Below are 15,398 nucleotides of genomic sequence, written 5' to 3' on the forward strand. Positions count from 1 at the left end.
ACCTGCTCGAGGAGCTGACCGCCGGCTCCGTCGCCGACAGTGAGGCGCGCGCCGCCCGCAGCCCGCTGCACGAGGTCGAGCGCTCGGCTCTCGCCGCGCCCGCAGCTCGTGACGCCCTCGCCTTCCTCGCGCCGTCCGACCGGGTGAAGATCATCGCCGAGGTCAAGCGCGCGAGCCCGTCGCGCGGCGACCTGGCGGCCATCCCCGATCCGGCGCACCAGGCCGTTCTCTACGAGACCGGCGGCGCCAGCGCGATCTCGGTGCTCACCGAGCAGCGTCGCTTCAAGGGGTCGCTCGACGACCTGCGCGCCGTGAAGCAGGCGGTGACCCTGCCGGTTCTCCGCAAGGACTTCATCGCCACCGACTACCAGGTGCTCGAGGCCCGCGCCGCCGGCGCCGACCTCGTGCTGCTGATCGTCGCCGCCCTCGACCTGCCGACCCTCACGCGGCTGCACGCGCTCGTCACCGAGCTCGGCATGACTCCGCTCGTCGAGGCCCATTCAGCGAGCGAGCTCGACGCGGCCGGCGAGATCGGTGCGCGGCTCGTGGGCGTGAACGCCCGCGACCTCACCACCTTCGACCTCGACCGCGACCTGTTCGGAAGCCTCGTCGACCGCTTCCCGGTCGGGGCGATCAAGGTGGCGGAGTCTGCCGTGCTGACGCCGGCGGATGTCGCCCACTACCGCGGGGCCGGAGCCGATGCCGTGCTGGTCGGCGAGGCGCTCGTCACCGGCGACCCCGTCGCCACCCTCCGCGCGTTCCGAGGAGAGACCGCATGAGCGCGCTGCGCAACGCCCAGGGGCCGTTCTTCGGCGAGTTCGGCGGCCGGTTCATGCCGGAGTCGCTCATCGCCGCGATCGACGAGCTCACCGCCTGCTACGAGTCGGCGAAGGTCGACCCCGCGTTCCATGCCGAGTTCGCCGAACTCCTGCGCTCGTACGCCGGCCGGCCGTCGCCGATCACCGAGGTGCCGCGCTTCGCCGCACACGCGGGCGGCGCGCGCATCTTCCTCAAGCGCGAGGACCTCAACCACACCGGCTCCCACAAGATCAACAACGTCATCGGGCAGGCGCTGCTCACGAAGCGGCTCGGCAAGACGCGGGTGATCGCCGAGACGGGCGCCGGCCAGCACGGCGTGGCGACAGCCACCGCGGCCGCCCTCTTCGGCTTCGACTGCACGATCTACATGGGCGAGGTCGACACCGAGCGCCAGGCGCTGAACGTCGCCCGCATGCGTCTTCTCGGTGCCGAGGTCGTGCCGGTCACGACCGGCAGCCGCACCCTGAAGGACGCCATCAACGAGGCGTACCGCGACTGGGTCGCGAGCGTGGAGACGACGAACTACATCTTCGGCACGGCGGCGGGTCCCCACCCGTTCCCGGCCATGGTGCGCGACTTCCAGAAGGTCATCTCCGAAGAGGCGCGCGCGCAGCTCCTCGACGAGATCGGGCGCCTCCCCGATGCGGTGCTGGCGTGCGTCGGCGGCGGGTCGAACGCGATCGGCATGTTCGATGCGTTCCTCGACGACGAGGGCGTCGCCCTCTACGGCGTCGAGGCGGCCGGTGACGGCGTCGACACGGAGCGGCACGCGGCATCCATCGAACGGGGACGTCCGGGCGTCCTGCACGGCGCCAAGACCTACGTCCTGCAGGACGAGGACGGCCAGACCATCGAATCCCACTCGATCTCCGCCGGCCTCGACTACCCGGGCGTCGGGCCCGAGCACGCGTGGCTCGCCGCGATCGGTCGTGCGCAGTACATCCCCGCGACCGACGACGAGGCGATGCAGGCACTGCGGCTCCTCAGCCGCACCGAGGGCATCATCCCGGCCATCGAGTCGGCGCACGCCCTGGCCGGCGCGATCCGCGTCGGCCGCGAGCTCGGCCCCGACGCCGTGCTCGCCGTGAGCCTGTCGGGGCGCGGCGACAAGGACATGGACACCGCCGCCCGCTACTTCGGCCTCTACGACGAGGAGGCCGGCGCATGAGCCGCGTCGCCGCCGCGATCGAGAAGGCCCACGCCGAGGGGCGTGGTGCGTTCGTCGGCTACCTGCCCGTCGGTTTCCCCGACACGGCCACGAGCATCGAGGCGGCCGTCGCCCTCGCCGAGGCGGGGGCCGACATCCTCGAGCTCGGTCCGCCGTACTCCGACCCGGTCATGGACGGCGAGGTCATCCAGCAGGCGACCCAGCAGGCGCTCGCGAACGGTTTCCGGCTGCGGGACCTGTTCCCGGCGATCGCGGAGATCACCCGCCGCGTCGATGTCCCGGTGCTGGTGATGACCTACTGGAACCCGGTGCTGCAGTACGGCGTCGACCGGTACGCGGACGACCTCCTCGCCGCCGGCGGCGCAGGTCTCATCACCCCCGACGTCACGCCCGAGTCGGCCGCGGAGTGGATCGCCGCCAGCGAGCGCACCGGCCTCGACCGCGTGTTCCTCGCGGCGCCCACCTCCACCAACGAGCGCCTCGACCTGGTCGTGAAGGCCTCGACCGGCTTCGTGTACACGGTCTCGACGATGGGCATCACCGGGGAGCGGGCAGAGCTGGATGCCGCGGCCCGCCGCCTCACCGAGCGTCTCCGCGCGCACGGCGCGGCGCACGCGTGCGTGGGCATCGGCATCTCCACGCCCGAGCAGGTCGCGGGTGTCGTCGGCTACGCCGACGGTGCGATCGTCGGCACCGCGCTCGTGCGCGCGCTGCGCGACGGCGGGGTCGACGGCCTGCGCCGCGTGGCGGGGGCTCTCGCGTCCGGCACGGCTCGTCCACGCCCGTAGACTCGCACCATGACGTTCGCCCCCACGAACGCGCTCACCAGCGTGTTCGCCAGCATCCCGAGCCCGTCGATCAGCTACTTCCAGCTGGGTCCGGTGACGATCTACTACTACGCGCTGTGCATCATCGCCGGGATCGTGGTCGCGGTGCTGATGACGAACCACTTCCTCACCAAGCGCGGGGCGGAGCGCTGGGTCGTCATCGACATCGCCCTGTTCGCGGTGCCGCTGGCGATCATCGGGGCGCGCGCGTTCCACGTGCTCACCCATCCCGGCGACTACTTCGGCGCGGGCAAGGACGTGCTCTCGGTGTTCTACATCTGGGAGGGCGGCATCGCCATCTACGGTGCGCTCATCGGCGGGGCGATCGGGGCCATCATCGGATGCCGCTGGACGGGCATCCGCTTCTGGACCTTCGCCGATGCCCTTGCACCGGGCCTGATCCTCGCCCAGGCCATCGGCCGTTTCGGCAACTACTTCAACCAGGAGCTCTTCGGCCTCCCCACCGACGCTCCATGGGGCCTCGAGATCGACTCGTCGAACCCGGCGATCCCGCAAGGCCTGCCCGCGGGCACGCTGTTCCAGCCGACCTTCCTCTACGAGGTCATCTGGAACACGCTCGGCGCGATCGTGCTGCTCGTCATTGCCCGCCGGTTCCGCCTCCAGTGGGGTCGTCTGTTCGCGATCTACCTGATCTGGTACTCCGCCGGCCGCATCGTCTGGGAGAGCATCCGCATCGACCCGAGCGAGATCTACCTCGGTCTCCGCGTCAACGTCTGGGCAGCGATCCTGGGAGTCATCGTCGGCCTCGTGATCTACATCGTGCAGACGACGCGCCACCTCGGCCTCGAGCCGTCGCCCTATCGGCCCGGACGCGGAGCACCCGGTTCATCGCCTGTACAATCGCTGGATACCGACCAGTACGTCGACGTGAGCGAGCCGCCCGCGGACGCACTCGGTCAGGGCACCGCCACAAGCTCCGCTGCCGCACAGTAACTCCTTCGGGCCGACGTCGTCCCAGCACAGCACCAAGTGAGGACGGTACGCATGGCCCCCAGCCTCCGTCACAGCATCCCCGGCGGGACGTTCCCGGCCGCCCAGGGGATGTACAACCCCGCGTTCGAGAAGGACGCCTGCGGCCTGGCGATGGTCGCGACCCTTCGCGGCACGCCCGGCCACGACATCGTCAGCCTGGCGCTCACCGCCCTGCGCAACCTCGAGCACCGCGGCGCGATCGGCTCCGACGCGGGCACGGGCGACGGCGCCGGCATCCTCACCCAGATGCCCGATGCCTTCCTGCGCGCGGTCGTCGGCTTCGAGTTGCCCCCGGTCGGCGAGTACGCCGCCGGGCTCGCCTTCCTGCCGCTCGACGCGGCGGAGCGCCAGCGGGTCAAGGACGGCATCGAGCAGGTCGCGGCATCCGAGAACCTCATCGTGCTCGGCTGGCGCGAGGTGCCGACCGACGACGCCCACCTCGGCAAGCTCGCGTTCGAGGCTCGTCCCGCGTTCGAGCAGATCTTCGTCTCACGTCCCGCGGTCGGCGACGCGCCGGCGCTGTCGGGCATCGCGCTCGACCGCCGCGTCTACCGGCTGCGCAAGCGGGCACGCCGCGAGCACGGCGGCTACTTCGTGTCGCTCTCCAGCCGCACCCTCGGGTACAAGGGCATGGTCACGACCCTGCAGCTCGAGCCGTTCTACCCCGACCTGCAGGACGAGCGGTTCACCTCTGAGCTCGCCGTCGTGCACTCCCGGTACTCGACAAACACGTTCCCGTCGTGGCCGCTCGCGCAGCCGCTGCGCATGCTCGCGCACAACGGCGAGATCAACACGGTCAGCGGCAACCGCAACTGGATGCGGGCGCGTCAGTCGCAGCTCGAGTCGGCGCTGGTCGGAGACATCCGCCCGCTGCTGCCCATCTGCACCGACGGCGCCAGCGACTCGGCCTCGTTCGATGAGGTGCTCGAGCTGCTCACGCTCACGGGACGCAGCCTCCCGCACGCGATCATGATGATGGTGCCGGAGGCGTACGAGAAGCAGGCCGACATCGACCCGCAACTGCGGGCGTTCTACGACTACCACTCCATGCAGATGGAGCCGTGGGACGGCCCCGCCGCGCTCATCTTCACCGACGGCACGCTCGTCGGCGCGACCCTCGACCGTAACGGCCTGCGCCCGGGTCGCTGGACGGAGACGACCGACGGCCTCGTCGTCATCGGCTCCGAGACCGGCGTGCTCGACTTCGAGCCCGAGCGCATCAAGCGCCGCGGCCGTCTGCGCCCGGGGCGCATGTTCCTCGTCGACACGGCCGAGCGCCGCATCATCGAGGACGACGAGATCAAGCAGCAGCTCTCCACCCTGCACCCGTGGCAGGAGTGGCTGGACGCGGGCCGGGTGCGACTCGCCGATCTTCCCGAGCGCGAGCACATCGTGCATCCGATCGCCTCGATCACGCGCCGCCAGCGCACGTTCGGGTACACCGAGGAGGAGGTGCGCATCCTCCTGACCCCGATGGGACAGAACGGCGCCGAGCCCCTCGGCGCGATGGGAAGCGACACCCCGGTCGCGGTGCTCAGCGAGCGTCCGCGCCTGCTGTTCGACTACTTCACCCAGCAGTTCGCCCAGGTCACAAACCCGCCGCTCGACTCGCTGCGGGAAGAGATCGTCACCTCCCTCGCGCTCGGTCTCGGCCCGGAGCCGAACCTGCTGGCCTGGGGTCCGGAGCACACGCGCACGGTCACGCTCGACTTCCCCGTCATCGACAACGACGAGCTCGCGAAGATCCAGCACATCGACACCGCCCTCCCGGGCCGCACCTCGGTGACCATCCGCGGCCTGTACCGGGTCGAGGCGGGCGCGAAGGGCATGAAGAAGCGCCTCGAGCAGATGTGCAGCGAGGTCGACCAGGCCATCGAGGACGGCGCCGAGTTCATCGTGCTCAGCGACCGCGACTCGAACAAGGACCTCGCGCCGATCCCGTCGCTGCTCTCGCTGGCCGCCGTGCACCATCACCTCATCCGCAACGAGACGCGCATGAAGGTCGGGCTCGTCGTCGAGGCCGGTGATGTGCGCGAGGTGCACCACGTCGCCACCCTCATCGGCTATGGGGCATCCGCCGTGAACCCGTACCTCGCGATGGAGACCGTCGAGTACCTCGTGCGCGCCGGCTTCATCACCAACATCACGCCCGAGAAGGCCGTGCGCAACCTGATCTACGCGCTCGGCAAGGGCGTGCTGAAGATCATGTCGAAGATGGGCATCTCGACCGTGTCGTCCTACGCGGGCGCGCAGGCGTTCGAGGCCGTGGGGCTGTCGGGCGAGCTCATCGACGCCTACTTCACCGGTACGGAGTCCAAGCTCGGCGGCATCGGCCTCGACGTGATCGCGGCCGAGAACGCCGCACGCCACGCGTTCGCCTACCCCGAGGACGAGGCCGCCCGCACCCACGAGCGGCTGTGGACCGGCGGCGAGTACCAGTGGCGCCGCGACGGCTCGCCGCACCTGTTCAACCCGCAGACGATCTTCCGTCTGCAGCACGCGACGCGCGAGCGCCGGTACGACATCTTCCGCGAGTACACCAAGCTCGTCGACGACCAGGCGGCCGAGCTGAAGACCCTCCGCGGCCTGTTCGGCTTCAAGAAGAACCAGCGTCCGCGCGTGCCGATCGATGAGGTGGAGCCCGTCTCCGCCATCGTGAAGCGATTCTCCACCGGCGCGATGAGCTACGGTTCCATCTCGAAGGAGGCGCACGAGACGCTCGCGATCGCGATGAACCGCCTCGGCGCGAAGTCCAACACGGGCGAGGGCGGCGAAGACGTCGACCGCCTGCTCGACCCGGAGCGTCGCAGCTCTATCAAGCAGGTCGCATCGGGTCGCTTCGGCGTGACGAGCCTGTACCTGACCGAGGCCGACGACATCCAGATCAAGCTCGCCCAGGGCGCGAAGCCCGGCGAGGGCGGTCAGTTGCCGCCCGGCAAGGTGTACCCGTGGATCGCCCGCACCCGCGGCGGCACCCCCGGCGTCGGCCTCATCTCGCCGCCGCCGCACCACGACATCTACTCGATCGAGGACCTCAAGCAGCTGATCTTCGACCTCAAGCGCGCGAACCCGCGCGCCCGGGTGCACGTGAAGCTCGTGAGCCAGTCCGGCATCGGGGCGGTCGCCGCCGGCACCGCGAAGGCCCTCGCCGACGTCATCCTCGTCTCGGGTCACGACGGCGGCACCGGCGCGAGCCCCCTCAATTCGCTCAAGCACGCCGGCACCCCGTGGGAGCTGGGCCTCGCCGAGACCCAGCAGACGCTCATGCTGAACGGCATGCGCGACCGCGTGGTGGTGCAGGTCGACGGCCAGCTCAAGACCGGGCGCGACGTCGTCATCGGCGCGCTGCTCGGTGCCGAGGAGTTCGGTTTCGCGACCGCGCCCCTCGTCGTCAGCGGCTGCATCATGATGCGCGTGTGTCATCTCGACACCTGCCCGGTGGGCGTGGCGACGCAGAACCCGGTGCTGCGCGAGCGCTTCTCGGGCAAGCCCGAGTTCGTCGTCAACTTCATGGAGTTCATCGCCCAGGAGGTGCGCGAGATCCTCGCCGAGCTCGGGTTCCGCACGCTCGACGAGGCCGTGGGCCGTGTCGACGCGCTCGACCTGAACGGCGCGATCGAGCACTGGAAGGCGGACGGTCTGGACCTCGCCCCCGTGCTCCAGGGTCCCGACTTCGCCGACGACGAGCCCCGGCGCAACCGGCGCGCCCAGAACCACGAGCTCGATGACCACTTCGACGTGCAGCTCATCGAGCGCGCGCAGGACGTCATCGCACACGGCGGCCACCTCGAGATCGACCTGCCCGTGCGCAACACCGCGCGCGCGGTCGGCACGATGCTCGGCCACCACGTCACGCTCGCGCACGGCGAGAACGGTCTGCCGACCGACTCGATCGTCGTGAATCTGCACGGCTCGGCCGGGCAGTCGTTCGGCGCGTTCATGCCGGCCGGCATCACCCTCACCCTCGAGGGCGACTCGAACGACTACGTCGGCAAGGGTCTGTCGGGCGGACAGATCGTCGTGCGACCGCCGCGCGGCGCGACATTCCCCGCCTCGAAGAACGTGATCGCCGGAAACGTCATCGGCTACGGCGCAACGCAGGGCACGCTGTTCCTGCGCGGCACCGTGGGGGAGCGGTTCCTGGTGCGCAACTCCGGCGCGACCGCCGTCGTGGAGGGCGTGGGCGACCACGCGCTCGAGTACATGACGGGTGGGCTCGCGGTCATCCTCGGTGAGACCGGACGCAACCTCGGTGCGGGCATGTCGGGCGGCACGGCCTACGTGTACAGGCTCGACTCCGCCCTCGTGAACCGCGAGGCGCTGGCCGCCGGCGAGCTCGTGCTCGACGAGCTCGGCTCGGGCGACGCGGAGATCCTCAAGGACCTGCTCGAGCGCCACGTCGCCGAGACCGAGTCCGTGCTCGCCGCGAGCCTCCTCGAGCGCTTCGACGAGGAGATCGGCAACTTCGTGCGGGTCATTCCGCGCGACTACGCAGCGGTGCTGCAGACGCGCCAGGAGGCGCTCGCGCAGGGCCTCGACCCCGACGGCGACGTCGTGTGGAACCGCATCCTGGAGGTGACGGGTGGCTGACCCGAAGGGCTTTCTGAAGACGACCCAGCGCGAGACCCCGTCGCGTCGACCGGTTCCCGTGCGCATCCTCGACTGGCGCGAGGTGTACGAACCGGGCGACTCCGCGGTGCTGCGTCGTCAGGCGGGCCGCTGCATGGACTGCGGCGTGCCGTTCTGTCACACCGGATGCCCCTTGGGCAACCTCATCCCGGAGTGGAACGACCTCACCTGGCGCGGCGAGGGCCGCGCGGCCATCGAGCGTCTGCACGCGACCAACAACTTCCCGGAGTTCACCGGTCGCCTGTGCCCGGCCCCCTGCGAGAGCGCGTGCGTGCTCGGCATCAACCAGCCGGCCGTCACGATCAAGCAGGTCGAGGTGTCGATCATCGACCAGGCCTTCGCGAACGGATGGGTCGACTCCAAGCCGCCGGCACGCCTCACGGGCAAGACGGTCGCCGTGGTGGGGTCCGGCCCCGCCGGTCTTGCCGCCGCCCAGCAGCTCACCCGTGCGGGTCACACGGTCGCGGTCTTCGAGCGCGACGACCGCATCGGCGGTCTGCTGCGCTACGGCATCCCCGACTTCAAGATGGAGAAGCGCCACCTCGAGGCCCGGCTGCGTCAGATGCAGGACGAGGGCACCCGCTTCCGCGCGGGCGTGACCATCGGCACCGACATCTCCTGGTCCGACCTGCGTTCGCGCTACGACGCGGTCGTGATCGCGACCGGGTCGACGATCCCGCGCGACCTCGCCATCCCGGGCCGCGACCTCGATGGGGTGCACTTCGCCATGGAGTACCTCGTCGAGTCCAACAAGGCGGTCGCGGGCGACCAGGTTCCCCACCAGATCTCCGCCGAGGGCAAGCACGTCATCGTGATCGGAGGCGGTGACACTGGCGCCGACTGCATCGGCACCGCCCACCGCCAGGGCGCGCTCAGCGTGACCAACCTCGCCATCGGCACGCAGCCTCCGACCGAGCGCCCCGCGCACCAGCCGTGGCCGATGACCCCCACTGTGTTCGAGGTCTCCTCGGCGCACGAGGAGGGCGGCGAGCGGATGTTTTTGGCATCGACCGTCGAGTTCCTTGCGAACGAGGCGGGCGAGGTGCGGGCCCTCCGCGTCGCCGAGACCGAGTACGTCGACGGCCGTCGCGTGCCCAAGAGCGGTACCGAGCGGGAGATCCCGGCCGACCTCGTGCTCATCGCGATGGGCTTCACCGGCCCGGAGCGCGCTCTGCTCGAGGACCAGCTCGACACGCGGTTCACCGACCGCGGCAACGTCGAGCGCGCCGACGACTACGAGACCACCGTGGCGGGCGTCTTCGTCGCCGGCGACGCCGGTCGCGGCCAGTCGCTGATCGTCTGGGCGATCGCCGAAGGACGGGCCGCCGCGGCATCCGTCGACCGTTACCTCATGGGCGAGACCTCGCTGCCCTCGCCGGTGCGAGCCGGCGATGTCGCGATCGGCCTCCAGCCCGCGTAGGCTCGAATCCAACCCCACAGCCACACACTGGAGCCGAACACAGGATGAGACGCGCGAAAATCGTCGCAACCCTCGGCCCGGCAACCTCCACCTACGAGATGGTCCGCGCGATCATCGACGCAGGTGTGGATGTCGCGCGCCTGAACCTTTCCCATGGCGACTACTCCGTTCACGACGCGAACTTCGCGAACGTGCGCCGGGCAGCCGACGACGCTGAGCGCCCGGTCGCGGTGCTCGTGGACCTCCAAGGTCCCAAGATCCGCCTCGGCAAGTTCGCCGACGGACCTCACGATCTCGCCCCCGGCGACATCTTCAAGATCACGGTCGAGGACATCCCCGGCACCAAGGAGATCGTCTCGACGACCTTCAAGGGCCTGCCGCAGGACGTCAAGGCCGGCGACTTCCTCCTCATCGACGACGGCAAGGTGCGCGTGAAGGTCCTCGAGACCGACGGCGTCACCGTCACGACCGAGGTGATCGTCGGCGGTCCCGTCTCGAACAACAAGGGCATCAACCTGCCCGGCGTCGCCGTGAACGTGCCGGCGCTGAGCGAGAAGGACGAGGCGGACCTCCGCTGGGCGCTGCGCATCGGCGCGGACATCATCGCCCTGTCGTTCGTGCGCTCCGCGAAGGACGTGCAGCGCGTGCACGTGATCATGGCGGAGGAGGGGCGCCACATCCCGGTCATCGCGAAGATCGAGAAGCCCCAGGCCGTCGACAACCTCGAGGAGATCATCGACGCGTTCGACGGCATCATGGTCGCCCGTGGCGACCTCGGCGTCGAACTGCCGCTCGAGGCGGTGCCGATCGTGCAGAAGCGCGCGGTCGAGCTCTGCCGCCGCATGGCGAAGCCCGTCATCGTCGCGACGCAGATGCTCGAGTCGATGATCCAGAACCCGGTGCCGACCCGCGCCGAGACCAGCGACGTCGCCAACGCGGTGCTCGACGGTGCCGACGCGGTCATGCTCTCGGGCGAGACGAGCGTCGGCGCGTACCCGGTCGTGGTCGTGGAGACCATGGCCCGCATCGTCGAGTCGACCGAGGAGCACGGGCTCGAGCGCATCGCGCCGCTGACCACGAAGCCGCGCACGCAGCCCGGAGCGATCACGCTCGCGGCCCTCGAGGTCGCCGAGTTCGTCGACGCGAAGTGGCTGTGCATCTTCACGGAGTCCGGTGACACTGCCCGCCGCATGGCTCGCCTGCGCCCGCGCATCCCCATGATGGCGTTCGCCGCCGACCCGGCGATCCGTCGTCGTATGGCGGTCAGCTGGGGTGTGCAGTCGACCATCGTCGAGCACGTGCCGCACACCGACCGCATGTTCATCCAGGTGGACGACTTCTTCCTCTCGCACGGCCTCGCGAAGGTCGGCGACAAGGTCGTCGTGATCTCGGGATCCCCTCCCGGCATCATCGGCTCCACCAACGACATCCGCATCCACAAGATCGGCGACGCCGTGCACGGCAAGGCCCCGATCTACCAGGCGGAAGCCGAGTAGCACCGGTACGACGAAGAGGGATGTCCCGCGGGACATCCCTCTTCGTCGTACCGGTGGTGGGACTCGAACCCACATGCCCTCACGGACAACCGATTTTGAGTCGGTCGCGTCTGCCATTCCGCCACACCGGCGTGCGGCCTGCGCCGCGCATCGGGTTTGACCATACCTTAGGATTCAAAGGTGACTGATCTAGACGTACCCGCCCAGCCCGCGGCCCCGCGCCGCGTCGTCGTCGCCGAGGACGAGTCGCTCATCCGACTCGACATCGTCGAGATCCTGCGCGACAACGGGTACGACGTGGTCGGCGAGGCCGGCGATGGCGAGACGGCTGTGGCCCTCGCGACCGAGCTGCGCCCCGACCTGGTGATCATGGACGTGAAGATGCCGCAGCTCGATGGCATCTCCGCCGCCGAGAAGCTCAACAAGAACCACATCGCCCCGGTCGTGCTCCTCACCGCCTTCAGCCAGAAGGAGCTCGTCGAGCGGGCGAGCGAGGCGGGCGCGCTCGCCTACGTCGTGAAGCCGTTCACCCCGAACGACCTGCTGCCGGCGATCGAGATCGCGCTCGCCCGCCACGAGCAGATCATCACGCTCGAGGCCGAGGTCGCCGACATGGTCGAGCGCTTCGAGACCCGCAAGCTCGTCGACCGCGCGAAGGGTCTGCTGAACGAGAAGATGGGCCTGAGCGAGCCCGAGGCGTTCCGGTGGATCCAGAAGGCGTCGATGGACCGCCGCCTGACGATGCAGGATGTCGCGAAGGCGATCATCGAGCAGCTGGCTCCGAAGAAGGCCTGAGCGCCGCCTCAGACGCCGGGAGCGTCGCGCACCATGTTGGTGATGCGCACCGTCGAGCACCGGCGACCCGCGTCATCCGAGATGGCGATCTCGTGCACGGTCAGCGACCGTCCGAGGTGGATCGGCGTGCACACGCCCGTGACGTAGCCGCTCGTGGCCGACCGGGTGTGGGTGGCGTTGATGTCGATGCCGACGGCGAGCCGGCCCGCCCCGGCGTGGAAGTTCGCGTGCATCGAGCCCATGGACTCGCCGAGCACGACGTAGGCGCCGCCGTGCATGAGGCCGACCGGCTGCGTGTTCCCCTCGACGGGCATGCGGGCGATCGCGCGGTCGGGGCCGAACTCAATCCACTCGAGCCCCATCTTCTCGGCGAGGGCTCCCATGCCGCGCGACTGCGCCCAGGCGAGTCCGTCGGCTCCGGCGGGCAGGTCGGGGCTCATCGCACTCCTTCGGGATGTCACGGCGCGGCGCCCGATCGGACCCGGCGGGTGTCGGCGCGCGTCGTTAGGCTGGCACGGTGACCGATTCCGCTCAGCCTACCCTTCTGGTCGTCGACGGCCACTCGCTCGCGTTCCGCGCCTTCTACGCGCTGCCGGTCGACAACTTCACGACGAAGGACGGCCAGCACACCAACGGCATCTACGGGTTCCTGTCGATGTTCATCAACCTGCTGAAGGCCGAGAAGCCGACGCATCTCGCGGTCGCGTTCGACACCTCGCGCGTGTCGTTCCGCACCCGCGAGTACGCCGAGTACAAGGCGAACCGATCGGAGACGCCGCCCGAGTTCGCCGGCCAGATCCCGCTGTTGCAGGACTGCCTGCGGGCCATCGGTGTGACCGTTCTCACCAAGGAGGACATCGAGGCAGACGACATCCTCGCGACGCTGGCTACCCGCGGCGCGGAGGCCGGCTACAAGGTGCTCGTCTGCTCGGGCGACCGCGACACGATCCAGCTGGTGACCGACGATGTCACCCTCCTCTATCCGAGCGTGCAGGGCGTCTCGCAGCTGAAGCGCTACGACCCGGCCGCGGTCGAGGAGCGCTACGGCGTCCGTCCCGAGCAGTACCCCGACATCGCGGCGCTCGTGGGGGAGACCAGCGACAACCTGCCGGGCGTGCCGAAGGTGGGCGAGAAGACCGCGGTGAAGTGGCTCACGCAGTGGGGCACGCTCGAGGCACTGCTGGAGAACGCCGACAAGATCGGCGGCGTGGTCGGCGGCAACCTGCGCGAGCATCTCGACGATGTGAAGCGCAATCGCGCTCTCAACCGCCTGCTGCGCGACGTCGAGCTCCCGGTGTCCCCGGCCGATCTCGAGATCGGTGCCACCGACCTGCAGGAGGTGCGCGACATCTTCGCGCGGCTCGAGTTCCGCACGCTGATGCCGCGCCTGCTCGAGGTGATCGATGCGGGCGACGACCAGGGCGAGAGCGCCCCGGTCACGGTCGCCCCGGTCGCCGTCGAGTCGACGCCCGCCGACGCCGCCACCTGGCTCACGGGTCGCACCGGGGACGTCGGCGTGGTCGTCACCGTCGAACAGGGCACCCCGGCGCGCCTCGGGTTCGCGGATGCGACCGCAGCCATCGAGCTGAGCTGGTCGGATGCCGCGGCCACGGCGATCGGCCCGTGGCTCGCCTCCGACGCACCGAAGGTGCTGCACGATGCGAAGCCGCAGCTCAAGGCGCTGCGCCGCGCCGGCGCAGATCTTCGCGGCATCGTCTTCGACGCCGCCCTCGCCGGCTGGCTCATCCGCCCCAGCTTCCCCGACAAGACGCTCGGCGACCTGGTCGAGCGCTACCTCGGCGAGAAGCTCCCCGAGGCCGATCCGACGCAGCTCGTGCCCGAGACGGAGGGAGCGACCCCCGGTCAGCTGGCCTGGTTCGTCGCGCGGGTCGGAACCGCGATCCGTGACGACATCCCGACTCCTCTCGCGCGCGTGCTCGATGAGATCGAGCTGCCCACTCTCGACACCCTCGCCGACATGGAGCTCGCGGGCGTCGCGGTGTCGCACGACCACCTGTCGGCCTTCTCGACGGAGCTCGCCACGCGTGCCGACGCGATCGCCGCTGACGCCTTCGCGGCGATCGGACGCGAAGTGAACCTCGGGTCGCCGAAGCAGCTGCAGGAGGTGCTGTTCGACGACCTGCAGCTGCCGAAGACGCGCAAGACCAAGACGGGCTATTCGACGGATGCTGCGGTGCTCGCCGACCTGCAGGAGTCGAACCCGCACCCCTTCCTCGACCTGCTGCTGCAGCACCGCGAAGCGACGAAGCTGCGGCAGATCATCGAGTCCCTCGATGCGGGGATCCAGGACGACGGACGCATCCATACGACCTACGTGCAGACGGGCAGCCAGACCGGCCGACTGTCGAGCACCGACCCGAACCTGCAGAACATCCCGGTGCGCACCGAGGAGAGCCGCCGTATCCGGGCCGCCTTCGAAGTCGGCACCGGATTCGAGACACTGCTGACAGCCGACTACTCGCAGATCGAGATGCGCATCATGGCGCATCTCTCGGGCGATCCGGGGCTGATCGAGGCGTTCCGGTCCGGCGAGGACCTGCACCGGTTCGTGGGTGCGCGCGTGTTCGGCGTCGACCCGGCCGAGGTCTCCCCGGCGATGCGCACGAAGGTGAAGGCCATGTCGTACGGTCTCGTCTACGGGCTAAGCGCCTTCGGACTCTCCAAGCAGCTGCGCATCGAGCAGTCCGAGGCGAAGCAGCTGATGAGCGAATACTTCGCGCGGTTCGGTGCGGTTCGCGACTACCTGCGCTCGTCGGTCGAGCAGGCCCGTATCGACGGGTTCACCGAGACGATCTTCGGTCGGCGCCGGCCGTTCCCCGACCTCACGAGCCCGAACCGCGTGTTGCGCGAGAACGCCGAGCGCGCCGCGCTGAACGCCCCGATCCAGGGGAGTGCGGCCGACATCATGAAGCTCGCGCTGTTCCGCATCCACGACGAGCTGCGCAGTGAGGGGCTGGCCTCCCGCGTGCTGCTGCAGATCCACGACGAACTCGTCGTGGAGGTCGCGCCGGGGGAGTGGGATGCCGCGGAGCGGATCGTGCGCGAGCGGATGGGCGATGCCGCCGACCTGTCGGTGCCGCTCGACGTGCAGATCGGTCACGGCCGCGACTGGAACGGCGCCGCGCACTGATCGCTCCCGCACCCGCGTGCCACGTGGATCGACGCCGCGGCCGCCGCGTGCGGATCGGCGACGTGTGAGCCACCGCAGGAGCGGTGTCGCTGCGGGGGGT

10 protein-coding genes and 1 tRNA gene are annotated in these 15,398 nt (G+C 69.8%); 9 read left to right on the top strand and 2 right to left on the bottom strand.

Going from position 1 to position 15,398, the window contains the following annotated elements; all coding sequences use genetic code 11:
• Window positions 1-2 precede the first annotated feature (2 nt).
• From trpC to pyk, 7 genes are read left to right on the top strand one after another with little or no spacing between them, the layout of a single operon-like run.
• Window positions 3-779 carry an indole-3-glycerol phosphate synthase TrpC gene (gene trpC / locus FFS51_RS08275; RefSeq protein WP_137878107.1) on the top strand — a complete coding sequence of 259 codons (777 nt, stop codon included), beginning with the start codon at window positions 3-5 and terminating at the stop codon, window positions 777-779.
• Window positions 776-1,987, top strand: a complete 1,212-nt coding sequence (gene trpB, locus FFS51_RS08280; RefSeq protein ID WP_137878060.1) for a tryptophan synthase subunit beta — start codon at window positions 776-778, stop codon at window positions 1,985-1,987. The genes trpC and trpB overlap by 4 nt, the downstream gene beginning before the upstream one ends.
• Complete coding sequence (trpA, locus tag FFS51_RS08285) at window positions 1,984-2,775, top strand: tryptophan synthase subunit alpha (protein ID WP_137878061.1); 792 nt, start codon at window positions 1,984-1,986, stop codon at window positions 2,773-2,775. Before trpB ends, trpA begins: the two co-directional genes overlap by 4 nt.
• Before the next feature lie 9 nt (window positions 2,776-2,784).
• Window positions 2,785-3,768: a prolipoprotein diacylglyceryl transferase gene (gene lgt, locus FFS51_RS08290; RefSeq protein WP_137878062.1), complete on the top strand. Its 984-nt coding sequence runs from the start codon at window positions 2,785-2,787 to the stop codon at window positions 3,766-3,768.
• Between the two features lie 51 nt (window positions 3,769-3,819).
• A complete protein-coding gene (gene gltB / locus FFS51_RS08295) occupies window positions 3,820-8,397 on the top strand; it encodes a glutamate synthase large subunit (RefSeq protein ID WP_137878063.1) in 4,578 nt (1,525 codons plus the stop codon).
• Entirely contained in the window at window positions 8,390-9,856 is a 1,467-nt protein-coding gene (locus FFS51_RS08300; protein ID WP_045248111.1) for a glutamate synthase subunit beta, read from the top strand. The genes gltB and FFS51_RS08300 overlap by 8 nt, the downstream gene beginning before the upstream one ends.
• Window positions 9,857-9,900: 44 nt before the next feature.
• A complete protein-coding gene (gene pyk / locus FFS51_RS08305) occupies window positions 9,901-11,352 on the top strand; it encodes a pyruvate kinase (protein WP_045248112.1) in 1,452 nt (483 codons plus the stop codon).
• 48 nt (window positions 11,353-11,400) lie between these two features.
• Here pyk and FFS51_RS08310 read toward each other — a convergent pair.
• Window positions 11,401-11,483 (bottom strand) — tRNA-Leu (locus FFS51_RS08310).
• 49 nt (window positions 11,484-11,532) lie between these two features.
• On the opposite strand from FFS51_RS08310, the gene FFS51_RS08315 reads away from it, so the two are divergent.
• Complete coding sequence (locus FFS51_RS08315) at window positions 11,533-12,147, top strand: ANTAR domain-containing response regulator (protein ID WP_045248113.1); 615 nt, start codon at window positions 11,533-11,535, stop codon at window positions 12,145-12,147.
• A gap of 8 nt (window positions 12,148-12,155) precedes the next feature.
• Here the strand turns inward: FFS51_RS08315 and FFS51_RS08320 are convergent, their stop codons facing one another.
• Window positions 12,156-12,587, bottom strand: coding sequence for a PaaI family thioesterase (locus FFS51_RS08320; protein WP_045248114.1), 432 nt, complete (start codon window positions 12,585-12,587; stop codon window positions 12,156-12,158).
• A gap of 77 nt (window positions 12,588-12,664) precedes the next feature.
• Between FFS51_RS08320 and polA the strand changes: the two genes are divergently transcribed.
• Window positions 12,665-15,298: a DNA polymerase I gene (polA, locus tag FFS51_RS08325; protein WP_137878064.1), complete on the top strand. Its 2,634-nt coding sequence runs from the start codon at window positions 12,665-12,667 to the stop codon at window positions 15,296-15,298.
• Window positions 15,299-15,398: the final 100 nt, after the last annotated feature.

It is taken from the genome of Microbacterium sp. 4NA327F11 (assembly GCF_005503465.1).
Classification (GTDB): Bacteria; Actinomycetota; Actinomycetes; order Actinomycetales; family Microbacteriaceae; genus Microbacterium; species Microbacterium ginsengisoli.